The organism is Streptomyces sp. NPDC020917 (genome assembly GCF_044333795.1).
Taxonomy (GTDB): domain Bacteria; phylum Actinomycetota; class Actinomycetes; order Streptomycetales; family Streptomycetaceae; genus Actinacidiphila.
Window position 1 is genome coordinate 1 of record NZ_JBIRRR010000038.1, and the last position, 24,505, is coordinate 24,505.

The 24,505-nt window shown below is 74.0% G+C and carries 21 protein-coding genes; 14 read left to right on the forward strand and 7 right to left on the reverse strand.

Features of this window, described 5'->3' with window-relative positions:
• Positions 1-384: 384 nt before the first annotated feature.
• The 3 genes from ACH4TG_RS40210 to ACH4TG_RS40220 all read left to right on the forward strand — a co-directional run bounded on the left by ACH4TG_RS40210 (position 385) and on the right by ACH4TG_RS40220 (position 2,853).
• Positions 385-1,047, forward strand: coding sequence for a hypothetical protein (locus ACH4TG_RS40210; RefSeq protein WP_398248150.1), 663 nt, complete (start codon positions 385-387; stop codon positions 1,045-1,047).
• Between the two features lie 67 nt (positions 1,048-1,114).
• A complete protein-coding gene (locus tag ACH4TG_RS40215; RefSeq protein ID WP_398248152.1) occupies positions 1,115-2,119 on the forward strand; it encodes an aldo/keto reductase family protein in 1,005 nt (334 codons plus the stop codon).
• Positions 2,119-2,853: a phosphatase PAP2 family protein gene (locus tag ACH4TG_RS40220; protein WP_398248154.1), complete on the forward strand. Its 735-nt coding sequence runs from the start codon at positions 2,119-2,121 to the stop codon at positions 2,851-2,853. Before ACH4TG_RS40215 ends, ACH4TG_RS40220 begins: the two co-directional genes overlap by 1 nt.
• Here the strand turns inward: ACH4TG_RS40220 and ACH4TG_RS40225 are convergent.
• Positions 2,823-4,151: a transglycosylase family protein gene (locus ACH4TG_RS40225; RefSeq protein ID WP_398248155.1), complete on the reverse strand. Its 1,329-nt coding sequence runs from the start codon at positions 4,149-4,151 to the stop codon at positions 2,823-2,825. The genes ACH4TG_RS40220 and ACH4TG_RS40225 overlap by 31 nt on opposite strands.
• Positions 4,152-4,315: 164 nt before the next feature.
• On the opposite strand from ACH4TG_RS40225, the gene ACH4TG_RS40230 reads away from it, so the two are divergent.
• The 5 genes from ACH4TG_RS40230 to ACH4TG_RS40250 all read left to right on the forward strand — a co-directional run bounded on the left by ACH4TG_RS40230 (position 4,316) and on the right by ACH4TG_RS40250 (position 11,341).
• The gene (locus tag ACH4TG_RS40230) at positions 4,316-5,371 is read left to right on the forward strand and encodes an MsnO8 family LLM class oxidoreductase (protein ID WP_398248157.1); all 1,056 of its coding nucleotides are present in this window, start codon (positions 4,316-4,318) and stop codon (positions 5,369-5,371) included.
• Positions 5,368-6,228, forward strand: a complete 861-nt coding sequence (locus ACH4TG_RS40235; RefSeq protein WP_398248159.1) for an MBL fold metallo-hydrolase — start codon at positions 5,368-5,370, stop codon at positions 6,226-6,228. Before ACH4TG_RS40230 ends, ACH4TG_RS40235 begins: the two co-directional genes overlap by 4 nt.
• A complete protein-coding gene (locus tag ACH4TG_RS40240; RefSeq protein ID WP_398248161.1) occupies positions 6,225-7,319 on the forward strand; it encodes an inositol-3-phosphate synthase in 1,095 nt (364 codons plus the stop codon). Before ACH4TG_RS40235 ends, ACH4TG_RS40240 begins: the two co-directional genes overlap by 4 nt.
• A 436-nt stretch (positions 7,320-7,755) precedes the next feature.
• The gene (locus tag ACH4TG_RS40245) at positions 7,756-9,045 is read left to right on the forward strand and encodes a D-alanyl-D-alanine carboxypeptidase family protein (RefSeq protein ID WP_398248163.1); all 1,290 of its coding nucleotides are present in this window, start codon (positions 7,756-7,758) and stop codon (positions 9,043-9,045) included.
• A 199-nt stretch (positions 9,046-9,244) separates the two neighbouring features.
• Complete coding sequence (locus tag ACH4TG_RS40250) at positions 9,245-11,341, forward strand: restriction endonuclease (protein ID WP_398248165.1); 2,097 nt, start codon at positions 9,245-9,247, stop codon at positions 11,339-11,341.
• Between the two features lie 41 nt (positions 11,342-11,382).
• Here ACH4TG_RS40250 and ACH4TG_RS40255 read toward each other — a convergent pair whose 3' ends face one another.
• The gene (locus ACH4TG_RS40255) at positions 11,383-12,567 is read right to left on the reverse strand and encodes a thiolase family protein (protein WP_398248167.1); all 1,185 of its coding nucleotides are present in this window, start codon (positions 12,565-12,567) and stop codon (positions 11,383-11,385) included.
• 93 nt (positions 12,568-12,660) lie between these two features.
• Complete coding sequence (locus ACH4TG_RS40260) at positions 12,661-13,122, reverse strand: MarR family winged helix-turn-helix transcriptional regulator (RefSeq protein WP_398248169.1); 462 nt, start codon at positions 13,120-13,122, stop codon at positions 12,661-12,663.
• Between the two features lie 87 nt (positions 13,123-13,209).
• Between ACH4TG_RS40260 and ACH4TG_RS40265 the strand changes: the two genes are divergently transcribed.
• Positions 13,210-13,617 carry a VOC family protein gene (locus tag ACH4TG_RS40265; protein WP_398248171.1) on the forward strand — a complete coding sequence of 136 codons (408 nt, stop codon included), beginning with the start codon at positions 13,210-13,212 and terminating at the stop codon, positions 13,615-13,617.
• A 28-nt stretch (positions 13,618-13,645) separates the two neighbouring features.
• On the opposite strand, the gene ACH4TG_RS40270 is transcribed toward ACH4TG_RS40265, so the two are convergent.
• Complete coding sequence (locus tag ACH4TG_RS40270) at positions 13,646-14,062, reverse strand: RNA-binding S4 domain-containing protein (RefSeq protein WP_398248173.1); 417 nt, start codon at positions 14,060-14,062, stop codon at positions 13,646-13,648.
• Positions 14,063-14,193: 131 nt separating this feature from the next.
• Positions 14,194-15,456 (reverse strand): phosphodiester glycosidase family protein, encoded by a 1,263-nt coding sequence (locus ACH4TG_RS40275; RefSeq protein ID WP_398248175.1) that lies wholly within the window; start codon positions 15,454-15,456, stop codon positions 14,194-14,196.
• Positions 15,457-15,881: 425 nt separating this feature from the next.
• Here ACH4TG_RS40275 and ACH4TG_RS40280 point away from each other — a divergent pair, with 425 nt between their 5' ends.
• Both ACH4TG_RS40280 and ACH4TG_RS40285 read left to right on the forward strand, forming a co-directional pair.
• On the forward strand, positions 15,882-16,685 hold the full coding sequence (locus ACH4TG_RS40280) for a hypothetical protein (protein WP_398248177.1): 804 nt from the start codon (positions 15,882-15,884) through the stop codon (positions 16,683-16,685).
• A gap of 45 nt (positions 16,686-16,730) precedes the next feature.
• A complete protein-coding gene (locus tag ACH4TG_RS40285) occupies positions 16,731-17,732 on the forward strand; it encodes a phosphotransferase family protein (protein ID WP_398248179.1) in 1,002 nt (333 codons plus the stop codon).
• A gap of 465 nt (positions 17,733-18,197) precedes the next feature.
• Here the strand turns inward: ACH4TG_RS40285 and ACH4TG_RS40290 are convergent, their stop codons facing one another.
• Both ACH4TG_RS40290 and ACH4TG_RS40295 read right to left on the reverse strand, forming a co-directional pair.
• Positions 18,198-19,118: a zinc-binding dehydrogenase gene (locus ACH4TG_RS40290; protein WP_398248181.1), complete on the reverse strand. Its 921-nt coding sequence runs from the start codon at positions 19,116-19,118 to the stop codon at positions 18,198-18,200.
• An 89-nt stretch (positions 19,119-19,207) separates the two neighbouring features.
• Entirely contained in the window at positions 19,208-20,209 is a 1,002-nt protein-coding gene (locus ACH4TG_RS40295; protein WP_398248183.1) for a beta-ketoacyl-ACP synthase III, read from the reverse strand.
• 903 nt (positions 20,210-21,112) lie between these two features.
• Between ACH4TG_RS40295 and ACH4TG_RS40300 the strand changes: the two genes are divergently transcribed.
• From ACH4TG_RS40300 to ACH4TG_RS40310, 3 genes are all read left to right on the forward strand, one after another.
• Complete coding sequence (locus tag ACH4TG_RS40300) at positions 21,113-22,432, forward strand: ABC transporter substrate-binding protein (RefSeq protein ID WP_398248185.1); 1,320 nt, start codon at positions 21,113-21,115, stop codon at positions 22,430-22,432.
• 86 nt (positions 22,433-22,518) lie between these two features.
• Positions 22,519-23,439: a carbohydrate ABC transporter permease gene (locus ACH4TG_RS40305; protein WP_398248187.1), complete on the forward strand. Its 921-nt coding sequence runs from the start codon at positions 22,519-22,521 to the stop codon at positions 23,437-23,439.
• Entirely contained in the window at positions 23,436-24,356 is a 921-nt protein-coding gene (locus tag ACH4TG_RS40310) for a carbohydrate ABC transporter permease (protein WP_398248189.1), read from the forward strand. The genes ACH4TG_RS40305 and ACH4TG_RS40310 overlap by 4 nt, the downstream gene beginning before the upstream one ends.
• The last annotated feature ends 149 nt before the right edge of the window (positions 24,357-24,505 follow it).

The window sequence follows — 24,505 nt, forward strand, 5'->3', positions numbered from 1 at the left end:
CCCGCGGCCCGCAGATGGGCTGGGCGCGCTGGGGGCACCTCCCAGGCGCAGCTCTGGGGGACCCCGCGCCCCTGACGGGGCACGTCCCTGCCCCGCCCGGTGGTCCGGAACGGACCGAACTGCCCCTTCGGGACGGTGACGACCCGCGGCCCGCAGATGGGCTGGGCGCGCTGGGGGCACCTCCCAGGCGCAGCTCTGGGGGACCCCGCGCCCCTGACGGGGCACGTCCCTGCCCCGACAGGGCAGCGTCGCCGTCACACGGCCCGTGCGTGGCTGTGCGCGCAGTTGCTCGCGCCCCCGACAGGGCAGCGTCGCCGTCGCACGGTTGGTGGGGGGTGCTCGCCGCAGGTGAGGGGTGTCGGAGGTGGGGCCTAGAGTCGGGGGATGAGCAAGGGGCTGGGCGTCGCGGGTCGAAGAGCGGTGCGGGGGGCGGACCCGGAGACCGGACGGGTGAAAGCGCCCCCGGCGGTGTGCGCGGCGCTGGTCGCGGCCGGGCTCGCGGTCCCGCACGGCCGCGGCGGCCACCACAGCCACTACCTCACCACCGAGGGACGCCGGCTGCGGGCCGAACTCGCGGAGGCCGGTGCCACGCAGGAGCAGGCGCCCGGCGCCGAGCCGCCCGCCCCGGCGGGCGGCTCCTTCACCGCGGACGACGGCTCGGGCGCGACCGCGCCCACCGACCCCGCCCGGCGCGCGGCCGAGGTCGCCACCGCCTGGGAGGGCCTGCTGCAGATCCGGTCCGTGCTGATGGACGGCGTCACCACCCGGCCCGCCCCCTGGGAGCGCGAACGCGTCGTGCACGCCGTGGCGTTGGCCCTGGAGGCGGCGGGCTGCCCGCCGGCCCGGCCCGGCTCGCCCGGCGCCTCCGGCTACCGCGTCGCCGCCTCCCCCCACCCGGGAACGGCCGAAATCTCGTGGTCCCCCACGCCGTCGGCGGACGCGCTCGACCGGTGCGCGCAACTGCTGACCGCCCGCGGCTGGCAGTCCACCCGGCACCGCTCGCGCGCCGGGGACCCCTATCTGCTGACCACGCCGGCCAACCGCTGAGGCCGCTTCCCGGCCCTGGGCGGCTCCCCGTCGCAGGCCGCCACCTGCACGATCTAGAGTCGCGACCATGGAATACCGTCATCTCGGCCGCAGCGGCCTGATCATCAGCGAGATCGCCTACGGCAACTGGCTCACCCACGGCTCCCAGGTGGAGGAGGACGCGGCGACCGCCTGCGTCCGCGCCGCCCTGGACGTCGGCATCACCACGTTCGACACCGCGGACGTCTACGCGGGGACCCGCGCCGAGTCGGTACTCGGCCGGGCGCTGAAGGGCGAACGACGCGAGGGCCTGGAGATCTTCACCAAGGTGTTCTGGCCGACCGGTCCCGGCCACAACGACCGCGGCCTGTCCCGCAAGCACATCAGGGAGTCCATCGACAACTCCCTCAGCCGCCTCCAGACCGACTACGTCGACCTCTACCAGGCCCACCGGTTCGACCGGTTCACGCCGCTGGAGGAGACGATGGAGGCGTTCGCCGACGTCGTGCACTCCGGCAAGGCGCACTACATCGGCGTCTCGGAGTGGACCGCGGACCAGATCCGCCGGGCGCACGCGCTCGCCCGCGAGCTGCACATCCCGCTGGTGTCCAACCAGCCGCAGTACTCCGCGCTGTGGCGGATCATCGAGGGCGAGGTGGTCCCGGCCTGCGAGGAGCTCGGCATGGGCCAGATCGTGTTCTCGCCGATCGCGCAGGGCGTGCTGACCGGCAAGTACCGGCCGGGCCAGGAGCCGCCGGCCGGCTCGCGCGCCACCGACGACAAGGGCGGCGCGTCGATGATCGGCCGCTACATGCGCGACGAGCTGCTGGAGCGGGTGCAGCTGCTGGAGCCGCTGGCCGCCGACACCGGGCTGACCATGGCGCAGCTCGCGGTGGCCTGGGTGCTGCAGAACCCGAACGTGTCGGCGGCGATCGTCGGCGCCTCCCGTCCTGAGCAGGTCGCGGAGAACGCGAAGGCCGCGGGCGTGCGGCTGGACGCCGAGGTGATGGCCGGGATCGAGGAGGCGCTCGCGCCGGTCGCGGTCACCGACCCCAAGCGGGTGCAGGACAACGTGCCGGTCCAGCGGCCGTAGTGCGGCTCCCGCGTGCGGTCGCCGACCTGCCCGGCCGCCTGCACCTGCCGACCGGCCGGCGGCTGCTGCTGCCGGCCGGTCTCGCCGTGGCGCTCGCGGTGCTCGCGGCGGTGGTGCTGAGCCGGCACGGCACGCCCTACGCGGTCGACACGGGGCCGCACCGCTGGTCGGTGCGGCACCGGCCGCACGGCTGGGCGGCCGCGGCTCGGGCCGTGACGGCCGCGGGCACCGGCCCCTACCCCTATCTGGCGGCGGCGGTCGGCGGCTGGCTGGGCGGCGGTCGGACCGCACGCCGCGGGGTGCCGAGCGCCCTGCTGGCCGTTCTGGTGCTGCTGGCGGGGCAGCTGGTGCGCACCGGTCTGATGGCGGTGTTCCGCCGCGCCCGGCCGCCGGCCGCGGACTGGGCGGCGCACGCCTCGGGCTACGCGTTCCCGTCCGGCCACAGCGCGTCGAGCGCGATGGCCGCGGGGGTGCTGGCCTGGGGCCTGCTGCGGGCGCTGCCGGGGCCCGCGGGCCGGGCGGCGGCCGCGGTGTGCGGGGTGGCGGCGCTGCTGATCGGCGCCACCCGGGTGTACCTCGGGGTGCACTGGCCGACGGACGTCCTGGGCGGCTGGCTGTTCGCCGGCTGCTGGCTGGCCCTGGCGCTTCCGCCGCTCGCGGCGTTCGCCGGAGGTGGCCGGCCGGAGGGCCGGCCGCCGCCGTCTCAGACGGACACGCCGTGCGAGCGCAGGTAGCGCAGCGGGTCGATGTCGTCGCCGTAGTCGGGGCCGGTCCTGATCTCGAAGTGCAGGTGCGGCCCCGTGACGTTCCCGGTGGCGCCCGAACGCCCTATCCGCTGGCCCTCGTTGACCTGCTGACCGACCTTCACCGAGATCTGCGACAGGTGGCCGTACTGGCTGTAGCGGCCGTCGGCGTGCCGGATGACGATCTGGTAGCCGTACGACCCGCCCCAGCCGGCGGTGACGACCCGCCCGGCGGCCACCGAGTGGACGGAGGTCCCGGTGGAGACCAGGAAGTCCACGCCGGTGTGGTAGCCGCTCGCCCAGCTGCTGCCCGAGGCGTGGTACGCCGTGCCGATCGGCGCGTGTGCGACAGGGAGCGTGTACCCGGTACGCACGGGTGCGGAGGCGGGCGCGGTCCGGCGCTCCAGGGTGTGCGTCCCGGCCGGCTTGGCGGCAGACCTGGCCGCCGGCTTGGGCTTGGGCTTCGGCTTCGGCTTGGTGGTGCTCGCCGGGTGCGGGGCGGACTTGTGCGCGGTCTTCGGCGGTTCCGCCTTGGCCGGCGCAGCCTTGCCAGGCGCTGCCTTGGGCGCCGCCTTCGGCTTCGCCTTCGCCCCCGACGAGGGCATGGCCAGCCGCTGGCCGGGGAAGATCAGGTCGGGGTCGCTGCCGACGACCGGCTTGTTGTCGGCGTACAACTGCGGCCAGCCGCCGGCCACATGATGGTCCTCGGCGATCCCGGACAGGGTGTCGCCGCGCACGACGGTGTAGTGGTCGTGTCCCGCGGGGTGTGCCGGCGCCTGCTGCGCGGCCCTGGCCGCTGACGGCGTCCTGCCCGCGGGCTCGACCTCGGCCTTCCGGGCCGCCGCGGTGCGGTGGGCGGCGGACCGCACCTTGGAGGCGGGGACCTGCACGGTGTGCGAGGAGGTCGCGACCTGTCGGGTCAGCCCGGCCTGCACCGAGCAGACCGGCCAGGCGCCCGGGCCCTCGCTGCGCAGCACCCGCTCGGCCACCGCGATCTGCTGGTTCCTGGTGGCCAGGTCCGCGCGCGCGGCATACACCGCGCCGCCGAAGGACTTCCACGTGCTGGACGCGAACTGCAGCCCGCCGTAGTAGCCGTTGCCCGTGTTGATCTGCCAGTTCCCCGAGGACTCGCAGGCGGCGACCTTGTCCCACACGCCCGCGGTGGCGGCGTGCGCGGTGCTGAGGCCGACGAGCGGGAGGGCGAGTCCCGCGCCGCTCGCCGTGACGGTGAGCGAAGCCTGCGACACCCGGCTGGGGCGGTAACGGCGGTGGCGTCCGCGTAAGGGCATGGTGCGCGTCCTCTCCAGGACCGGCCGCAGTGGCCTGGGGCTGCCGAACACCCGTGTGCCGGGCGGGCCAAAGATAGGCCCGCGCGACGCGCAGCCACAAGAGTGCCCGGGCGGGCACGGACGGTGACGGGGAATCCCGTCGCCGAGGGAGTGTTGAGACGTAGGTGAGCTCCGTACTGCGCGACACCCCGTTCTCCGTACTGGACCGCTCCCGCGTCCGCCGCGATCCCGGCGGGCCGGAGCAGCGGCAGGGGCAGCCGGGCGGGCCGCGGGCGCTGCGCGACACCGTGGCCCTGGCCCGGGACGTCGAGGCGCTGGGCTATCACCGGTTCTGGGTCTCGGAGCACCACAGCGTGCCCGGCGTCGCCGGGTCGGCGCCGACGGTGCTCGCCGCGGCGGTCGCCGCGGCCACCTCCCGGATCCGGGTCGGCACCGGCGGGGTGATGCTGCCCAACCACCGGCCGCTGGTGGTCGCCGAGCAGTTCGGGGTGCTGGAATCGCTGTACCCGGGCCGGATCGACATGGGCCTGGGCCGCTCGGTGGGCTTCACCGGCGGGATCAGGAAAGCGCTGGGGGCCGGCAAGGACGAGGCGGCCGCGTTCGACGCCCAACTGACCGAACTGCTCGGCTGGTTCACCGCCGAGCAGCGTGCCCATCCGCAGGTCCACGCCTGGCCCGCGGAGGGGCTGCGGCCGCAGCCGTTCCTGCTGGCCACCGGCAGCGGCGCGGAACTGGCCGCCGCGCAGGGCCTGCCGCTGGTGATCGGCGGCATCCGCGGCGAGGAGGCGATGCTGCGCGCGGTGGACCGCTACCGCGCCGCGTTCCGGCCGTCGGTCTGGGCGGCCGAGCCGTACGTCGTGCTGTCGGGCACGGTCGCGGTGGCCGCGACCGGCGAGCAGGCCAGGCGGCTGCTGGTGCCGGAGGCGTGGTCGACGGCCTACTCCCGCACGCACGGCGTCTTCCCGGCCCTCGATCCGGCGGACGCGATCGCGGCACGCACCATGACCGGGCCGGAGCGGGACCGCTTCGAGGAGGCGATGGGCGGGCACGTGCACGGCGCGCCCGAGGACGTCGCCAAGGCCCTGGAGTCGCTGCTGGCCCGCAGCGGGGCCGACGAGTTCCTGGTCACCACCAGCACGTACGACCGCTCCGAGCTGCTGGAGTCCTACCGGCTGCTGGCCGAGGTGCTCGGCGGGGCGCCGGGTAGGGTCGTCGGATGACCGCACACAAGCCGGCCGGGCTCGACGTGCGCTGGCATGCGGGCTGGCCGTCGGCCAAGCACGATCCGGCGCCCGAGATCCAGGTCCACGCCTACGACGACAGCACCCTGATCCTGCGCCATAACATGTCGGTGCACTTCGAGGCGCCGTTCCTGTTCCTGCTGTTCGGCGCCGAGCGGGCGCTGCTGCTGGACACCGGGGCGACGGCGGATCCGGCGCACTTCCCGCTGCGCCGGACGGTCGACGAGGCGGTCGCCGGATGGCTGGCCGGGCATCCGCGGTCCTCGTACGGCCTGGTGGTCGCGCACACCCACGGCCACGGCGACCACGTGGCGGGCGACGGGCAGTTCGCGGACCGGCCGGACACGGTCGTGGTGGGTCACGACCAGGAGGCGGTGGCCGCTTTCTACGGTCTGGCCGAATGGCCGTACGGCGACGCGGAGTTGGACCTGGGCGGCGGCCGGATCGTGGACGTGCTCCCCGGCCCGGGCCACGAGGCGGCGGCGACGGTGTTCCACGACCGGCGCACAGGGCTGCTGTTCACCGGAGACACCCTGTACCCGGGCCACCTGTACGTCCGGGATCTGGCCGCGTACACCGCGACGGTCGACCGGCTGCTGGCGTTCTGCGAGCGGCACCCGGTGACCCATCTGCTGGGCTGCCACGTCGAGATGACGACGACGCCGGGCGACGACTACCCGCGCGGCACCACCCACCAGCCGGACGAGCCGCCGCTGCAGATGACCGTCGGCCAACTGCGGGACCTGCGCCGGGCGCTGGCCGAGGTCGGCGGCCGCCCGGGCGTCCACCGCTTCGACGACTTCCTGCTGCACCTCGAGATCGGGGAGGACGTGTGAGGGCCGCGACCGAGGGGGGCGCCGCCGCTGGCGGGGTGAACGTCGGCATCGTCGGGATCGGCAACTGCGCGTCCTCGCTGGTGCAGGGCGTCACGTTCTACCGGGACGCGCCCGAGGGCACACCGGGGCTGCGGCACCCGGTGTGCGCGGGGTACGCCGTCGGCGACGTCCGGTTCACCGCCGCGTTCGACGTCGACACCGCCAAGACCGGCCGGGACCTGTCGGAGGCGATCCGGGCCGCGCCCAACAACGCGCGCATTTTCGCCGAAGTGCCGCACCTGGGCGTGCCCGTGACCGAGGGCGCGCTGTCCGACGGGGTCGGCCGCAGCGCCTCCGGGCAGTTCGACGCCCGGGGCGCCGCCACCGCCGAGGACGTCGCCGGGCGGCTGCGGGAGTCCGGCACGCACGTGCTGGTGAACTTCCTGCCGGTCGGCAGCCAGGCCGCGTCCGAACTGTACGCGCGGGCCGCGCTGCTGGCCGGCTGCGCCTTCGTCAACTGCATCCCGGCGGTGATCGCCCGCTCGCCGCGGTGGGCGCGGCAGTTCGAGGAGGCCGGGCTGCCGCTGGCCGGCGACGACCTGAAGAGCCAGTTCGGGGCGACGCTGCTGCACCGGGCGCTGATGGATGTGCTGCAGCGCAACGGCGTTGCCCTGCACAGCACTTATCAGCTGCTCGGCGGCGGCAACATGGACTTCCTGAACATGCAGGACCCGGAGCGGATGGCCACCAAGAAGGCCACGAAGGCGCAGGGCGCGCTGGCCGGCGGCGCCCCGGGCGGCAGCGGGCCCGCGATGCATGTGGGCGCCGACTTCATCCCCTTCCTCGGCGACCGCAAGGTCGCGTTCATCCGCGTGCAGGGCGAGGCGTTCGGCGGCACGCCCGTCGAGGTCGACCTGCGGATGGAGGTCGACGACTCCCCCAGCGCCGCGGGCAACGTGCTGGACGCGGTGCGCTATCTGAAGGCCGCGATGGACCGCGGGATCGGGGGCGTGGTGGACCCGGTCTCCGCGGCCGTGATGAAGGCGACGCCGACGCCGCTGGACGAGGACGCGGTGGCCGCGGGCCTGCGGGACCTGACCGGCTCCGGCTGAGACGCCGCGAGGCCACGGGCGCGACGCGGCCTGCGCGCGACGAGATGCGCGAGCTGACCGGCGCAAGGTGACCGGCGCAAGCTAGCCGGCGCGAGCTGCCGCCACGACAACGGCCCTGGTCGGGGCCGTGTGCGGCCGGCCCGCGCCGGAGGATCCCGCGGCGCGTCCGCGGGCGGATCGACCCGCTGCTGACGGTGGCTCACCCGCCCGCGGGGCGGCCTCCGTCAGCCCCCGGCGCGCCATTCCCCAGGCGATGTGACGGCGTGTCGGCTTGCCCCGACGGTCCGTCACCCTTCGCCTTACCGGACCTCATCCGGATGGCGCCCGTCGCCGCGCCGTCCCGCGGAGGCGTTCATACGGTGATCGCATGACTGCCTTCCGTCCCCCTTTGCACCGCTCTGTCCGGGCCCTGACCAGGCCGTTTCCCCGTACCGCGGTGACCGTTGCCGCCGCCTGCGCGCTGTGCGCCCTGTCCGTGGTGCCCGCCGCGGGCCCGGTTCTCGCCGACGACGGCGACGGCCAGGGCTCGCAGGGGTCCCCGTCCTCCGTCTCGATGGCCGGGGGCGGCGCGCTGCTCTTCGAACCCGGCGTGCACGCCGAACCGCACTCCGGCGCGCCGGACGTGCCGTCCGGCCTGTCCGCCCTGTCCTGGCTGGTGTCGGACGCGACGACCGGACAGGTGCTGGCCGCCAAGAACGCCCACCGCCAGCTGCCGCCCGCCTCGACGCTGAAGACACTGTTCGCCGACACCGTCCTGCCGCGCTTCTCCCGGGACACCACGCACAAGGTGACCGACTCCGACCTGGCCGACATCGGCGCGGGCAGCAGCCTGGTCGGCATCCAGGCCGGCCAGACGTACACCGTCGCCGACCTGTGGCACGGGGTGTTCCTCGCCTCCGGGAACGACGCCGTCCACGTGCTGGCCCACATGAACGGGTCGGTGTCGCAGACGGTCTCCGAGATGCAGGCCAAGGCGCGGATGCTGGGCGCCGAGGACACCCACGTGGTCTCCCCCGACGGCTACGACGAGCCCGGGCAGGTGTCGTCGGCGTACGACCTCGCCGTGTTCGCCCGCGCCGGGCTGCAGAACGCCGACTTCGCCGACTACTGCTCCACCAAGTCCGTCGACTTCCCCGGCGGTTACGACGCCCACGGCAACTACGTCGACTCCTTCGGCGTCGAGAACACCAACCGGCTGCTGACCGGGGAGAAGGGCGTGACGCCCTACCCCGGGCTCATCGGCGTGAAGAACGGCTACACCACCAACGCCGGCAACACGCTGATCGCCGCGGCACGCCGGGACGGCCGGACCCTGATCACCACGGTGATGAACCCTCAGTCCGGCGCGCTCAACGCGGTGTACAACGAGGCCGCCGAACTCCTCGACTGGGGCTTCGAGGCGGCCGGCCGGACCACCTCGGTCGGCACCCTCAACACCGCGCAGCCCGCCGGCCTGCAGGGTGCCTCGGCGGCGGCGCCGGGCACCAAGCACGACCAGCAGGCCGGCCCCGCCACCGCGCCCAAGCAGGCCCGGGAGGCCGGCCGGGCCGACGAGGCGGACGAGGCCGGCAAGGCCACGGCCACCGGCAACCTCCCCGCCTCCCCCGCGTCCGCCCACGGCTCGACCACGTCGGCGACGGCCTGGTACATCGGCGGCGGCCTCGCGGTCGCGGCCGGGGTGTCGGTGCTGGTGCTGCGCCGCAGGAGCGCCGGCCGGGCGAGTTGAGGCGGCGGCCCGCGGCGCACGCGGGACCGGCGGCCGGCACGGTGCGGCCGCCGGTTCCGGCCGGACCGGCCGTCGCCGGAACCGCCGCGGTGACGTGGCCGTTCACCCGGCGATAGGGTCGATTGCCCGGCTGCCCCCGGGCAGGCGGTGCAGCCGGCCGCCGAAGTCCGCGTCCGCGTCCAGAGGGAGCCGCCAGCGCATGAGCCGTCGTTCGACCGGGGTGGGGTCCGCGTGGGCGGAGGTCCAGCGCCAGCGGCAGCGCCAGGCGGAGGCCCAGCAGCGTGCGCTGGTGCAGCAGCAGCGCGAGGCGGAGCGTCAGCAGCGCGCGGCCGAACGCGCGCTGGCCCGCAGCCGCAGGGAGCAGCAGGCCGAGTACCGCAGCCGCCGGGAGGCCGACGCCCGCCGGCGCACCGACGAACTCGACGCCAGGATGGCGGAGTTGGCCGGTCTGCTGCGGGCCGGCTGCGCGGTCCCCGCGTTCACGCCCGCCGATCTGCTGACGCCGGAGCAGCTGGAGCCGTTCGCGCCCGGCCCGCTCGCCGAACCCATACGGATGCCCCGGCCCGAGCACTACGTGCCGCAGCAGCGGGCGGGCTGGGGCGGCCGCAGGGCCCAGGAGGAGGCGGCCCGCGCGCAGTACACGAGCGACCTTCAGGCCGCCCGCGCCGCGGAGGAGCAGCGGCAGCGCCGGCTGGCCGCGTACCGGGAGCAGTACGACCGCTGGGCGGGGCAGCGGCGGGCGGAGATACGCCGGCAGAACGCGGGCGTGCAGGAGTTGCTGGAAGGTGCGGGCCGCGCCGAGCCCGACGCCGTCCAGGAGTACATGACGGCGGTGCTGTACGCCTCGCGTGCCTGGCCGCAGGGCCTGCCGCGGCAGTTGTCGGCGTCGTTCGAGGCACCGGAGCGGCGGCTCCTTCTCGCCTGGGAGCTGCCCGGGCCCGGTGTCGTGCCGCAGGCCGCTTCGGTGCGCTACATGCCCGGCGCGGACCGGGACAAGGAGGTGGCACGGCCGGTCGCGGAACGCCGGGCCGCCTACCGGGACGTGCTGGCGCAGTGCGTGCTTCTGGTGCTGCGGGAGGTGTTCGGCGCGGACCGGCCGGGCGTGGTGGAGTCGGTCGCGCTGAACGGCTTCGTGGACGAGACCGATCCGGCGACCGGGCACCGGGCGCAGGTCTTCCTGGCGTCGGTCCTGGTGGACCGGCGAGACTTCACCGCCCTCAACCTCGCGCAGGTCGACGCGGTGGAGTGCCTGGAGCAGGCACTGGGCGGGCGGTTGTCGCCGCGCCCCGACCGGCGCGCGGAGGTCCCGCCGGTGCGGCTGCCGGGCGCGACGGGACACCGGGTGGCGGCGCAGGGCGGCGATGAGGAGCCGGACCTGCTGGCCATGGACCCGCTGGAGTTCGAGGAGCTGGTCGCCGAGCTGTTCCGGGCGATGAGCATGCAGGCGGTGACGACCGTCCGCTCCGGCGACGGCGGCGTGGACGTGGACGCGCTGGACCCGGACCCGATCCGCGGCGGCACGATCGTGGTGCAGGTCAAGCGGTACCGCAACACCGTCTCGCCGAGCGCGGTGCGCGACCTGTACGGCACCGTGCAGAGCGTCGGCGCCAACAAGGGCGTGCTGATCACGACGTCGGGCTTCGGCCCGACGTCCCACACCTTCGCGCACGGCAAGCCGCTGACCCTGGTGTCCGGCACGGACCTGGTGGAGCTGCTCCACCAGCACGGCCTGCGCGGGCGGCTGGGCCCGGGCCGTCCCTCCCCCGCCGAGGGTCCCGCGGCGACGTCCGGGCCCGACGACGAGCCCGACGCCAGCGTGCTGGGCCTGGGGTGGGACGGCGGCGTGCGGCTCGACGTGTGCGCGCTGGTCTGTCGCGGCGGGCGGGCGCTGGACGACGACCGGTTCGTCTTCTACAACAACACCCGCACGCCGGACGGCAGCGTGCGGATGATGCCGGGGCTGGGCGAGGACAAGGCGGCGCTCTGGGTGGACTTCGAGCGGCTGCCGGCCGAGGCGGACCGGGTGGTGCTGGTCGCCGCCGTCGATCCGGAGGCCGACCCGGACGCCGATCTGACCGGCTTCACCGGGGCCCGCATCCGCCTGACCGATCCCGCGGGGACCGAGGTGGACCGGCTGGAGGTCGCGGACGGGCGGCCGGGCGAGACCGCCCTGGTCCTGGGGTCGTTCCGGCGCCGCCCTTCGGGGGACTGGACGTTCGTCGCCGGCGGTCGGGGCTACGGCGGGCCCGCCGCCCTGACCGCGCTGCTCCACGACCACGGCATCGAGGTGGAGTAGCGGGGCAGGTCGGCGGGGCGTCGCGTCCGGGCCGGGCGGGCTCAGCGGTCGACGAGGACCGCGGACCCCTGGCCGACGCCGACGCACATGGTGGCCAGGCCGCGGTGCGCGCCGGTGCGCCGCATGCGGTGCAGCAGCGTGGTCAGGATCCGCGCCCCGGAGCAGCCCAGCGGGTGGCCGAGGGCGATCGCGCCGCCGGTGGGGTTGACCCGTTCCGGGTCGATGCCCAGGGCGCGGACGCTGGCCAGGGCCTGGGCGGCGAACGCCTCGTTGAACTCGGCCTCCTCGACGGAGTCGATGCCGCGGCCGAGCCGGTCGAGGACCTTGCGGGTCGCGGGGACCGGCCCGATGCCCATGACGTCGGGGTGGACGCCGGCGCTGGCGCCGGCCGCGTACCGCCCGAGGGACTCCAGGCCGAGCTCGTCCAGCACCTCCTCGCTGACCAGCAGCAGTGCGGCGGCACCGTCGTTCATCGGCGAGGCGTTGCCCGCGGTGACGGTGCCGCCCGCGCGGAACACCGGCTTGAGCGCGGCCAGCCGCTCGGCGGTGGTGTCCTCCCTGATGCACTCGTCCTCGCTCACCACCACGCCGTCCGGGCGGGTGACCGGGAGGATCTCCGCGTCGAAGAGGCCGTCCTTGCGGGCGGCGGCGGCCAGCCGGTGCGAGCGCAGCGCGAAGGCGTCCTGGTCGGCGCGGTCGACGCCGTGGCGTTCCGCGACCTCCTCGGCGGTCTCGCCCATGGACAGCACGCCGTGCAACTCGGCCATCCGCGGGTGGGTGAGCCTCCAGCCCAGGCGCGTGTCGAAGGTCTGCATGGCGCGCGGCAGCGCCTCGTCGGGGCGGGGCAGCACGAAGGGCGCGCGGCTCATGGACTCCGAGCCGCCCGCCACCACGATGTCGGCCTCGCCGGCGGCGATCATGCGGGCCGCGCTGGTGACCGCCTCCATGCCGGACGCGCACAGGCGGTTGACGGTCGCGCCGGGCACGCTGTCGGGCAGGCCGGCGAGCAGCACGGCCATCCGGGCCACGTTCCGGTTGTCCTCGCCCGCCTGGTTGGCGGCGCCCCAGTAGACGTCGTCGACGCGGGCGGGGTCCAGGCCCGGCACGTCGGCCAGCAGGCCGCGCAGCACGGTGGCGGCCAGATCGTCGGGGCGCACGGTGGACAGCGCGCCGCGCAGCCGGCCGATCGGGGTGCGGCGTGCGGCGGCGAAGTGGACTGGGCGCATCGTGGGCTCCTCGGGTACTGGTCCGGCGCGGGTGCTGCCGCTTGCGGTGGGTCGCTGCGGTGGTGGCCGCCCTCGCAAACTAGCACTGCAAGTTTACGGGGTCGAGGATCCGCCGAGACCGGCGTACACCCTGCTCAGCAGCGCGTGCAGGGTGGCCCGTTCGCGCGCGTCGAGCGGGGCGAGGACGGCGTCCCGCACCGCCTCGGTCTCGCGCTCCAGAGCGGCGAGCGCGGTGCGCCCGGCCGGCGTGAGGGCGACCCGCACCCGCCTGCGGTCCGCGGGGTCGCGGGACCGCTCGACGTAGCCGGGCGCGGCCAGCTCGTCGACCACCTTCACCACGTCGCTGGGGTCGATGGCCAGCCGGTCGGCCAGCTCCCGCTGGGCGTGCGGCCCGAAGTCGGCGAGAGCCGCGAGGACGGCCATGTGCCACAGCCGCAGTCCCTGCTCGGCGAGCCGGCCGGCGAGCGCACCGCGTGCCGCCTTGCCCGTCCTGGACAGCAGGTAGACGGTGTGGGCGGTCAGTGTCGGGGGTGTCGTCCGGGCCGAGGCGTCCATGGGCCTATCATAGGGTGATACCTATCATTGGTGCACACCCATCAATTCCGGGTGTCGCCGCCCCTGCCACCGACCCCGGAGGTCCCCATGGACGCACTCCACCCGCGCCTGCTGGTCCGCGACTTCGCGGCGGCCTTCCGCTTCTACGACGCGGTGCTGCCGGAGCTGATCGGCGCCTCCCGCACCCGGGGCGACGTCCAGGGCCCGTACGCCAGTTGGGACGTGGGGGCGCAGGGCGCGGTGATGCTGTTCGACCGGGCGGCGATGGCCGCGGTGGTGGGCACCGCGGACCTGTCCGCCGAGCCGCCGGCCGCACAGGACGCGGCGATGCTCGTCAGCCGGGTAGAGGACGTGGACGCCGGCTACCGGCTGTGCCTGGCCCACGGCGCCCGCCCGGTGGTCCCGCCGACCGACCGCCCGGACTGGGGTCCCACGATGCGCACCGCCCATCTCCGCGACCCGGAGGGCACTTTGATCGAGCTTCAGTCGTACTGACCGCGCTCAGCGCAATCGGCGGCCGAGCTCAGCCCGCCGAGGGGCGCCGGGGCCCCGCGGAGCGTCCGTGCAGCCGCTCCATCTCGCGCCGGTCCCGCTTGGTCGGCCGGCCGGTGCCGCGGTCGCGCACGCCGAGTGCGAACGCGTCCTCGCGCGGGGGCGGCGGCGGGCTGTTGTCGACGAAGCACTCGGCGGCCACCGGCGCGCCCACCCTTTTGGCGAGCAGCCGGGAGACGACCACGACCCGCTCGCGTCCCGCGTGGTAGAGCCGTACCTCGTCGCCGACGCGCACGGCCTGCGCGGGCTTGACCCGCTCGCCGTTGACCCGCACGTGACCGGCCTTGCAGGCGGCCGCGGCCAGCGACCGGCTCTTGGTCAGGCGCACGCACCAGATCCAGCTGTCGACGCGGACGCTGCCGCTGGGCTCTCCCTCATGACCGGCCATGGGTCGAGCCTACGGCGTGCGCCCCCGCGACCGGCACCGCATTTCCGGGGGATCCCGGGGGGTTCGGGGCTTCGGAACGGCCCGTGCCGCGGACCGGCCTTGCGGTGCCGGTCGCTGCCGCGCGGGAGCGGTCAGCGGGCGTAGACGGCGACGAAGTCACGGGTGGCCTGGACGTAGTAGCGGTCCGGCGGGTCCTCGAAGTCCAGGATGTTGGTGGGCTTGGGGTTCGACGGGTCCTTGGTGCCGTCGTAGGACATGAACGACGGCCAGGCGCGGTTCATGTCCAGCGGCATGGCGCGCACCGCGCCCGCGCGCTGCATGAGTTCGGCCAGGCTGCGGGCGTTGAGCGCCTGCCCGACGACCATGATGATGTCGCCCTTGGCGGTGACGCCGACGCCCGAGCGCGGCACGTACATCTTGCTCTGGTCGCTCACGCCCCACTTGGAGTCGTCATCGATGTCGGGCACGACCCGGCCGCCGTCGACCATCAGCTCCAGGCACTGGCGGACGCCGACCACGTCCGGGGTCATCCGCACGTCGCGGCCCCAGACGCCGATCTTCATCGAGCCGTCGCGGTAGAAGACCTCGGAGGCGGTGCCGTCGCGCAGTTCACCGGCGGTCTGCCCGTCGAGGAAGAAGCCGCCGCGGGAGCCGCCGTCGGTGACCCGGAAGCCGCCGTTCCAGGTGGCGACCAGGCCGGTGCGCTGCCCTTTGGGGATGGTCGGCGGCACGTCGAAGGTGCCGCCCGGCTCGCGGAAGCCGGGGTGCAGCTGGAAGCGCGCGTACTTGCCGCTGATCCAGGCCACCGCCGCCTCGTAGGAGGTGTGCTCGGCGTCCGGGCGGACGTAGGTGCCCTGCACGACGGGATCGCCGTGCGCGCTGGCCAGCGTCCGGTACACCCCCTCGCCGGGCAGTCCGGGGCTGACCAGCGGCTTCATCGGCGCCCGCAGCGGGATCAGCGGCTGGGCGGCGACGTGGGCGGGCTGCGGTTCGGCGGGCGCCGTGTCGTTCATCCGGGCCAGGGCCTCGGGCGACAGGGTGCCGCCGACCTTCGGCGGGTTCATCCGGTACTGCCAGTCCTCCAACTTGTTGACGACGAAGCCGAGTTCGTGGTCGCGGGCCCATTCGGCGAGGCGGGCGGCGGTGCTGTCCTTGCCGGGATAGGTCAGCGCCCGGCCCACCGACCAGCCGAGGCTGCCCAGGCACACGAGCGTCACCGCGAGCAGGCTGCGCACCACGATCCGCCGCCGGCGCAGCTGGGTGGGGTCCAGATCCCGCCGGTGCTTCCACGGCAGCAGCCTGCGGCGGCGGCGCGCCGGGCGCCGGCCGTCGCCGCCCGGGCCCCCGGCACCGGTCTCCTCCTGCGGCTCGGCGATCTGCCCGCCCTGGGTCATGGCGCTCCCTTCCCTGCCCGGCCGGACCGCCGCCGGCGCGGGCCGCCGGCGCCCTGGCACGGGTGCTTGTCTGAGTCCTCTCTACGGAGGTCCCGGGCGAGCCGCCACAGCATTAGGCCGTGTGGCGGGCACGTGCTCCGGCCCTGGCTCCGGCTCCCGCACCGGCTCTGCCTGCGGCGCCGGGCCGCAGGGTCCTCCACGGCGCCCGCCGCACCCTCACCCCGCTGCGCCTGCCGCGGCGCCCGTACTCCTGCGGGCGCAGCCCCGATGCCTCCCGGGCGACGACGACCGCGCGGCGGCGGGCGCCCTAGGTTCGGTGCGCCGGCCCCGGCGCCGCGGGCCGCCGCCACGCCGACTGCCGGGCTCCGGCGTCCCCTCGCCGCCGTCCCGAGCCCGTCGCCCCCGTCCCGAGAAGGAGCCGCCCCGTGTCCGCCGTCCCGATCGCCCCTTCCCCGACCCGCGCCGCCGCCTCGGTGACGGCCGCCGCCCGCCGCGCCCGGCCGGTGGAGCGCGCCGCCTGCGCTGTGGGTGCGGCCCTGGTCGTGTCCGGCCTGTTCCACCTGCTCGTGTTCGCGGTGGCAGGGGGCCCGTGGGACGGCCCGGTGTCGTGGCGCAAACCGTTCACCTTCGGGGTGTCCTTCGGCCTGACGCTGCTCGCCGTCGCCTGGGTGACGTCGTACCTGCGGATCGGCGCCCGCGCCAGGACGGTGCTGCTGGGGCTGTTCACCGCCGACTGCGTGCTGGAGGTCGCCGGGATCACCGTGCAGGCATGGCGGCACCGCCCGTCGCACTTCGACATGGAGACGCCCGCCGACTCCGCGATCGCCATGTCGCTGGCCGTCGGCGGGGCACTCCTGGTGGTGGTCCTCGGCACCTTCGCCGTCGCGGCGTTCCGGCACCGGCCGGACGGTCCGGCCGGCATGCCGCTCGCCCTGCGGGCCGGGTTCGCGCTGCTCCTCGTGGGGCTGCTGTCGGGTGCGGCGATGATCGCCCGCGGGGTGGCCGACACCCGCACCGGGCACCAGGAGGCGGCCTACCACTCCACCGGCGATCTCAAGCCGCTGCACGGCGTGAGCCTGCACGCGGTGCTGGTGCTGCCCGCCCTGGCCTGGCTGGTCTCCCGCACCGGCTGGTCGCGGCGGCGCCAGGAGCGGGTGGTGCGGTCCGCCGCCGCGCTGTACGTGATCGCCGCCGCGGCCGCCCTCGGCTGGGGGCTGGCGACCGCGTAAGGTGGCGGCCCGGACGCGGAGCAACGGGGCTGAGGGGGCGGGCTGATGACGGTCACGGACGAGCGGGTGAGCGGGTTCCTGGCACGGGCGGCCGCCGCCGGAGCGCGGCAGGCCGCAGGCGCGGTCAGGGAGATCACCCCGCTCACCGGCGGCACCTACAACGGGCTGTTCACCGTCGAACTCGGCGACGGGGAGCGGCTGGTGCTCAAGGTGCCGCCGCCCGCCGACCTCCCGCGGCTGAGCTACGAGGCGGAACTGCTGTGCGGCGAGGCGCTGTTCTACAACGCGGCGGCGGACGTCGGGGTGCCCGCGCCGCGCGTGGTCCACGCCGAGCCGGCCGAGGGTCCGGGCCGCGACCCGTACCTGCTGATGACGCACCTGCCCGGGGTGCCGTGGTGGGACGTGGCCGAAGGGATGACGGAGGCCGAGCACGCGCGGCTGCGGACCGAACTCGGCACGCTGGTGGCCCGGCTGCACACGGTGACCGGCCCGGCCTTCGGCTACCCGGCGCCGTCCGCGGGCCCCGGGCACGCGACCTGGGCGGCGGCGTTCGGCGCGATGACCGGCGCGGTCCTCGACGACGCCGAGCGGTACGGCTCGTGGCTCCCGCTGCCCGCCCCCGGGGTGCGCGCCCGCCTGGCCGCCGCCTCGAAGGTGCTGGACGAGGTGACGGTTCCCGCGCTGGTGCACTTCGACCTGTGGCCGGGGAACGTGCTGCTCGACGGGCCGGCGGGAGAGCGCGCCGTCAGCGGGCTCATCGACGGCGAGCGGATGTTCTGGGGCGACCCGCTGGCGGACTTCGCCTCGCTGTCGCTGTTCCTCGGCGACGCCGAGAGCGACCCGGCCTTCCTGGCGGGCTACCGGGCGGGCGGCGGCACCGCGGACCTCGACGCCCCGGCGCTGCGCCGCATCGCCCTCTACCGCTGCTACCTGTACCTGATCATGCTCGCCGAGGTCGTGCCCCGCGGGTACGACGCCGAGCGCCTCGCCTGGTTGCGCGAATACGTCGGCCCGCGCCTGGAGGTGGCCCTCGCGGCGGCCGGCTGACGGAATACGGTCCAACGCGACGGCCAGGGACGGGCGCTGCCCCGGGCCGCCGGGGCACCGTCCGCAGCGGCGGGGCATGTTTCGGCCATCGCGGCCCTGAGGCGTTTCGCACCGCCCCCGGGTACGGCGGGCGGACCGCCAGCACAGGGGTGCCCGCGGGACGGGTCGAGGGTCGGCCGCGGGCCGCAGAGAGCGCGATCATCCTGGCCGGTTCTCGCTGCCGGCCCGCCGGCCTCTGCCATGCTCGCCGTACAGCTCCCCGGCCGAGGCGGCCCCGGGCGCCTGCGTCCCTGACAACGCCGGCGGCCGTCGGACTCCCGCCCCGCCGGGGCGTAGACACCAGGCGGCGGTGGTCCACGACCACCGCCGCCTCGTGCTGTCCCGTGCGGCCCCCTCCTCCGCACCGGACTGACCCGCGCCCGGCCGCCACCGCCCCGCAGGGGACGGCGGCCCGCGGGGCGGGCGTCACAGGGTGAGCACCGCCTTGCCGTTGAGCCGGCGGCCCCGCAGGGCGTCCAGCACCGGCTCCGGGTCGGTCCAGGGGCTGGTGAGCGCCACCTGCGGGTCCAGCCGCCCCTCGACGACGAGCTGCAGCAGGAACGCCAGGTCCCGGCCGACGCGCCGGCGGAGCACCTCGGCCCGCAGGTCCAGGTGGTGCAGGCTCACCCCGGGGCAGTCCTGGCCCCAGCCGGCGGGCAGCCGCAGCTCGGAGAAGCAGCTGTTGCCGTAGCAGACGACCTGGGCGCCGGGCGCCAGCGTGCGGTGGGCCCGGGTGAGCACCTCTCCCCCGCAGCCGTCGAGCAGGACGTCCACCGGGCGGCGGTGGGGTGCTCCGTACTCGGCCACGTGGTCGGCGCCCAGCGCCTCCAGCCCGGCGCCGCGTTCCGGCCGCCCGACCCAGGCGGTGACCCGGGCGCCCGCGGCCGCGGCGAGCTGGACCGCGGCCCGGCCCACGCCGCCGCCGGCGCCGGTGACCAGCACATGGCGCCCGAGCAGCCACCCGGCGCGCTCCAGCGCGTAGTGGGCGGTGAGCGCGGCGACGGGCAGCGCCGCGGCCCCGCACCAGCCGATGCCGTCGGGAATCACGGCGAGCCGGCCGACGTCCACGGCGGCGCGCTCGGCCCATCCGTCGCAGGCCGCCAGGCCCACGACGCGGCTGCCGGCCGGCGGCCCGCTGCCGTCGGCGGCGGGGCTCAGCACGGTGCCGGCGATGTCCCGGCCGATCCGCGCGCCGGGCGGCAGGGAGCCCAGCACGGTCAGTTCTCCGCGGTTGACGCCGACCGCCCGGATCGCGACCAGCGCCTGACCCGGGCCGGGGTCCGGTTCGTCGACCGGGCCGAGGCTCAGTGCGCACTCCCCGGCCGGCGCTTTGACCAGTGCTCTCACGTACTCCCCGCTTTCCGCGACGTCTCCTGCACCCCTATGAGTGCGGAAAGCGGGTCAGGTGTGACGCAGCCGTTGGCCGCGGGTTCACATCAGGGCAGGACGGCGGTCACCGCGGCGTACGAGAGACCGGCGCCGTAGCCCAGCAGCAGGGCGGTGCCGCCGGAGACCGCGGCGCCGGAGGAGAGCACCGCCTCCATCGCCATCGGGATGGAGGCGCCCGAGGTGTTGCCGCTGGTGACGATGTCCTTGGCGACGGTCACCCGGGCCGGCAGGCCCATCGAGCGGGTCATGCTGTCGATGATGCGGGCGTTGGCCTGGTGCGGGATGAACGCGTCCAGCTCCTCGGGGGCCACATCCGCGGCCTCCAGTGCCTGCCCGGCCACCTTGGCCATCTCGTACACCGCCCACCGGAAGACCCGCTGGCCGTCCTGGCGCAGGGCCGGGAAGGGATGCCCGGGATCCTTCTTCAGGGTGTCCCAGGGGACGCTCTGCCGGATGGCGTCGGCCTGCGAGCCGTCGGCTCCCCACACGGCCGGGCCGATGCCGGGGGTGGCGGACGGGCCGACGACGACCGCTCCGGCGCCGTCGCCGAAGATGAAGGCGGTGGACCGGTCGGTCAGGTCGAGGATGTCCGACATCCGCTCCACGCCCACCACCAGGACGTTGCCGCCGCGGGCGCGCACCGCGTCGGAGGCGAGCACCACGCCGTGCACGAAGCCCGCGCAGCCGGCGGAGATGTCGAACCCGGGAGCCCCGGTCGCGCCGATGCGGTGCGCGATCTCGGTGGCGACGGCCGGCGTCTGCATGAGGTGGGTGAAGGTCGCGGCGATGACACAGGTGATGTCGGCCGGGGCCAGGCCGGCCGCCGCGATGGCCTTGTTCGCGGCCTGCTCGGCCATCACGCCGAGCGTCTCGTCCGGCTCGGCCCAGCGGCGCGTCACGATGCCCGTGCGCGAGCGGATCCACTCGTCGGAGGAGTCGATGTACCGGCACACCTCCGCGTTGTCCACGACGCGGCGCGGGCGGTAGGCGCCGACCCCGAGGATCCGGGTGAACGGGGCGTCTGCGGGCGGGGCGGACTCAGCTTTCATGGGAGCCTTTCGGGCGTCGGCCGGGACAGGGGACGCCGGCGGAGGCGGCCGCGGCCGCCCCCGTGCGGGATTCCCCCGTGCATGATCTCTCCTCCTGCCGCGTTTCGAGCACCGGATCGCCCGTTCTTCGCCGGATGAGCCGCTGATCTGCCGGTCATTCGGCCGCTTCCCGCCCCGTCCTCGGCCTCCGGGGGGAGGCGGGCGCGGCCCAGAACGGACATTTCCTTCTGCTTCCTTCGGCTTCCATCTGATTCCGCTGGCTTCCTTCGCCTTCATTCGGCTTCCTTGAGCTTCCTCAGGCTTCCCTCTGCTTCCTTCGGCTTCGCTCCGATTCACTGTCTTCCATCTGATTCACTCTGCTTCACTCTGATTCACTCGGATTCACTCCGGTTATCCGGGCGTCAGTCGCCTTTCACCGGCCGCGGCGGCGCGGGCGGCCTGGGGAAAAGGGATCGCCCGCAATGCGAGTTCCGGCCACCGTCCGGGCCGTCGCAGACCGGCCAGCGGAACGGCGGGCGGACCGACCCGCACACGGCCGCTCCCCACCGCGGGCGGAACCGGCCACCGCCCGCTGGCCGCAAAGGGAGTGACGGCCGGTACGTTGGGAGGTCCGCGTCGGTTCACTGCCCGACCGGAAGCAAACATGTTCCAACACAGGCGGCACATCACGGTCCGGCAACTCATCCGGATCAGGGCGTTGACGACCTTGTGCATGTGGCGTAGAACTACCCCTGCAGTTGCGATGGCGTTTCATCTTGGTGACTTCTGTTGGAAACGGATCGGTGCTGGAGCCGCCAGAAACCTCCGCTCCGCCAGCATTCGCCTTCGGCCCCCCAGATACGCCCACACACACATGGAGGCACCATGTCGGACGTCGAGTCGTCGGGAAGCAACGCTCAGGGAATGAGCTCCCCGACGCGCAGGAACCTGCTGCGAGGAGTGGCCGGAGCCGCCGGCCTCGCCGCGGTCTCCGGGGGCCTGCTGACGGCCTGCAGCAGCTCCAGCTCGGACGACAAGAAGAAGTCCGGCGGATCGTCGCCGGTGGCCGGCAGCACGGTGACGTTCGGGTCGAACTACTCCGACCCCGCCGCCAAGTCCGCGTTCGCCGCGCTCACCACGGCCGCCACCGCGTCGACCAAGGCGAAGATCAAGGTCAACACGGTCGACCACAACACCTTCCAGCAGAACATCACCAGCTACCTGCAGGGCACCCCGGACGACCTGTTCACCTGGTTCGCCGGCTACCGCATGCAGTACTTCGCCGCCCAGGGCCTGGCCGAGCCGATCGACGACGTCTGGGAGACGATCGGCAGCAGCTTCGGCCCCGCGGCCAAGCAGCTCTCCACGGGCCTGGACGGCCACCAGTACCTGGTGCCGATCTACAACTACCCGTGGGTCGTCTTCTACAACAAGAGCGTCTTCAAGGCCAAGGGCTACAGCGTCCCGACCACCTGGGACCAGTACGTGCAGCTGGCCAAGAAGATGAAGTCGGACGGCATCATCCCGATCGCGTTCGCGGACAAGGACGGCTGGCCCGCGCTCGGCACGTTCGACATCCTGAACATGCGGATCAACGGGTACGACTACCACATCAAGCTGATGAAGCACGAGATCCCCTGGACCGACCAGGGCGTGCACACGGTCTTCCAGCACTGGGCCGAGCTGATGCCGTACCTGCAGACCGGCGCCAACGGCCGGATCTGGCAGGACGCGGCGAAGACGCTGGAGGCCAAGCAGGCCGGCATGATGTTCCAGGGCACCAACCAGGTCGCCGCACAGTACGTGTCGGACAAGGCCAACCTGGACGACCTGGACTTCTTCGTCTTCCCCGAGATCAACGCGCAGTGGGGCCAGGACTACATGGACGCCCCCACCGACGGCTTCATGCTCAGCAAGAAGGCCAAGAACCCGGACGCCGCCAAGGCGATCCTCAAGTACATCGGCACCGGCGCGGCCGAGTCCGAGTACCTCAAGACCGACCAGTGGGACGTCGGCCTGGTCAACGGCCTGCAGGTGCCGACGTACAACGCGATCCAGAAGAAGTCGGTGACCGAGATCGCCAAGTGCAAGTCGGTCGCCCAGTTCATGGACCGCGACTCGGACCCGGCGATGGCGAACGCGATGATATCGATCATCCAGAAGTTCATCGACGACCCGAGCACCGGCAACATCGCGTCCCTGCAGAAGAGCGCGGAGTCCCAGGCGAAGGCGATCTACTCCTGATGAGTTCCGCCTCCCAGGTGCATGACCCGGCGGCGGCGGAGGCCAGGACGCAAGTCCCGGCCCGCCGCCGTCGGCGCATGCGCAAGATGACCACGCGTGACCGCATCGTGGTCACGCTGCTGCTCGGTATCCCGCTCCTGCTCGACCTGGCCTTCGTCTGGTTCCCGGCGATCGGCACGGTGCTGCTGTCGTTCACCAAGTGGAACGGCGTCGGCAGCCTGCACACCAAGTCCTGCGTCCCGAACATGCCGTCGATCCTCAACAACGGCTGCATCTACGGCGTGCAGAACTACCACCAGGCCGCCACGATCTACCCGGAGTTCTGGCCCGCGGTACGGCACAACCTGATCTGGCTGGCCGTGTTCGTGGTGATCGCCACGCCGCTGGGCATGCTCTTCGCCGTGCTGATCGACCGCGGGATCCGCGGCAGCCGGATGTACCAGAGCGTGCTGTTCCTGCCGGTCATGCTCTCGCTGGCACTGGTCGGCATCATCTGGGAGTTCGTCTACTCCCAGAACTACGGCCTGATCAACACCGTCATCGGGCGGAACGGCAACGACAACGCCATCGACTGGCTGGGCAATCCCCATCTGAACCTGTGGGCGGTGCTGCTGGAGGCGACCTGGCGGCAGGCCGGCTACGTGATGGTGCTCTACCTGGCCGGTCTCAAGGCCGTCGACCCGTCGCTGCGCGAGGCGGCGCTGGTGGACGGCGCCAACGCCTGGCAGACCTTCTGGAAGATCGTCTTCCCGGTGATGCGGCCGATCAACATCGTGATCATGGTCGTCACCGTGATCGAGTCGCTGCGCGCGTTCGACCTGGTCTACATCACGAACAAGGGCATCAACGGACTCGAACTGCTGTCGGTCCTGGTGACGACGAACATCGTCGGCGAGACCCAGCGGGTCGGCTTCGGCTCGGCGCTGGGCGTGGTGCTGCTGGTCATCTCCCTCGTGCCCATCAGCATCTTCCTGTACCAGACCTTCCGCCGGGAGGAATCATCATGAGCGCCGAAACCCTTCCCCGGGTCGACGCCCCCACGCGGCGGACCCCCGGACCGGGCGCCAAGCCCAAGCCGTGGGGCCAGATCGCCTCCCAGGTGTTCCTGATCGTCGCGTCGGTGCTCTGGCTGCTGCCGATCGCCTTCGCCCTGTACGTGGCGATCCGGCCGTACTCGGACACCCGCAAGTACGGCTACGTCTCGATGCCGCACCACATCACGTTCCAGAACTTCCGTGACGCGTGGACCCAGTCGGACATGCTGCACTTCTTCTGGAACTCGGTGCTGATCACGGTGCCCGCGGTGATCATCGTGCTGTGCCTGGCGTCGGGGGTGGCCTTCGTGCTCACCCGGGTCAACGTCAAGGTCAACATCGCCCTGCTGATCCTGTTCACGGCGGGCAACCTGCTCCCCCAGCAGGTCATCATCACCCCGCTGTACCGGATCTACCTGAAGATCACGCTGCCGCACTTCCTGTCCAGCAGCGGCCTGATGTACAACTCGATCTTCGGCCTGATCGTCATCAACGTGGCCTTCCAGCTGGGCTTCTGCGTCTTCGTGCTCAGCAACTACATGAAGTCCATCCCCGGCGAGATGTACGAGGCGGCGCTGGTGGACGGCGCGTCGCTGTGGACCCGGTTCTGGCGGCTGACCCTGCCGCTGTGCCGGCCCGCGCTCGCCGCGCTCGCCACCTTGCTGACGACGTGGATCTACAACGACTTCTTCTGGGCCATCACCCTGATGTCCTCGGGCGACAAGCGCCCGGTGACGTCGGCACTGGCCAACCTGCAGGGCCAGTTCGTCAGCAACCAGAACCTGATCGCGGCCGCGGCCATGATCGCGGCGGTGCCGACGCTGGTGGTCTACATCCTGCTGCAGAAGCAGTTCATCGCGGGCCTGTCGCTCGGCTCCAGCAAGGGCTGAGACGCGGGACCGGGACCCGGCGGGGGGGGGGGGCGCCCCGCCCCCCCCCCCCCCGGCGCGGGGGCGGGGGGGGCCCCCGCCCCCCCGGGGGGGGCCCCCCCCCCCCCCCCCCCCCGGCCCGCCCCCGCCCCCCCCCCCCCCCCCCCCCC

What these genes read in the sequence shown, in the direction of transcription:
- ACH4TG_RS40210 (WP_398248150.1), top strand. Translation starts at nt 385, where the DNA reads ATGAGCAAGGGGCTGGGCGTCGCGGGTCGAAGAGCGGTGCGGGGGGCG.
- ACH4TG_RS40215 (WP_398248152.1), top strand. Translation starts at nt 1,115, where the DNA reads ATGGAATACCGTCATCTCGGCCGCAGCGGCCTGATCATCAGCGAGATC.
- ACH4TG_RS40225 (WP_398248155.1), bottom strand. Translation starts at nt 4,151, where the DNA reads ATGCCCTTACGCGGACGCCACCGCCGTTACCGCCCCAGCCGGGTGTCG.
- ACH4TG_RS40235 (WP_398248159.1), top strand. Translation starts at nt 5,368, where the DNA reads ATGACCGCACACAAGCCGGCCGGGCTCGACGTGCGCTGGCATGCGGGC.
- ACH4TG_RS40250 (WP_398248165.1), top strand. Translation starts at nt 9,245, where the DNA reads ATGAGCCGTCGTTCGACCGGGGTGGGGTCCGCGTGGGCGGAGGTCCAG.
- ACH4TG_RS40255 (WP_398248167.1), bottom strand. Translation starts at nt 12,567, where the DNA reads ATGCGCCCAGTCCACTTCGCCGCCGCACGCCGCACCCCGATCGGCCGG.
- ACH4TG_RS40260 (WP_398248169.1), bottom strand. Translation starts at nt 13,122, where the DNA reads ATGGACGCCTCGGCCCGGACGACACCCCCGACACTGACCGCCCACACC.
- ACH4TG_RS40265 (WP_398248171.1), top strand. Translation starts at nt 13,210, where the DNA reads ATGGACGCACTCCACCCGCGCCTGCTGGTCCGCGACTTCGCGGCGGCC.
- ACH4TG_RS40270 (WP_398248173.1), bottom strand. Translation starts at nt 14,062, where the DNA reads ATGGCCGGTCATGAGGGAGAGCCCAGCGGCAGCGTCCGCGTCGACAGC.
- ACH4TG_RS40275 (WP_398248175.1), bottom strand. Translation starts at nt 15,456, where the DNA reads ATGACCCAGGGCGGGCAGATCGCCGAGCCGCAGGAGGAGACCGGTGCC.
- ACH4TG_RS40285 (WP_398248179.1), top strand. Translation starts at nt 16,731, where the DNA reads ATGACGGTCACGGACGAGCGGGTGAGCGGGTTCCTGGCACGGGCGGCC.
- ACH4TG_RS40295 (WP_398248183.1), bottom strand. Translation starts at nt 20,209, where the DNA reads ATGAAAGCTGAGTCCGCCCCGCCCGCAGACGCCCCGTTCACCCGGATC.
- ACH4TG_RS40300 (WP_398248185.1), top strand. Translation starts at nt 21,113, where the DNA reads ATGAGCTCCCCGACGCGCAGGAACCTGCTGCGAGGAGTGGCCGGAGCC.
- ACH4TG_RS40305 (WP_398248187.1), top strand. Translation starts at nt 22,519, where the DNA reads ATGACCACGCGTGACCGCATCGTGGTCACGCTGCTGCTCGGTATCCCG.
- ACH4TG_RS40310 (WP_398248189.1), top strand. Translation starts at nt 23,436, where the DNA reads ATGAGCGCCGAAACCCTTCCCCGGGTCGACGCCCCCACGCGGCGGACC.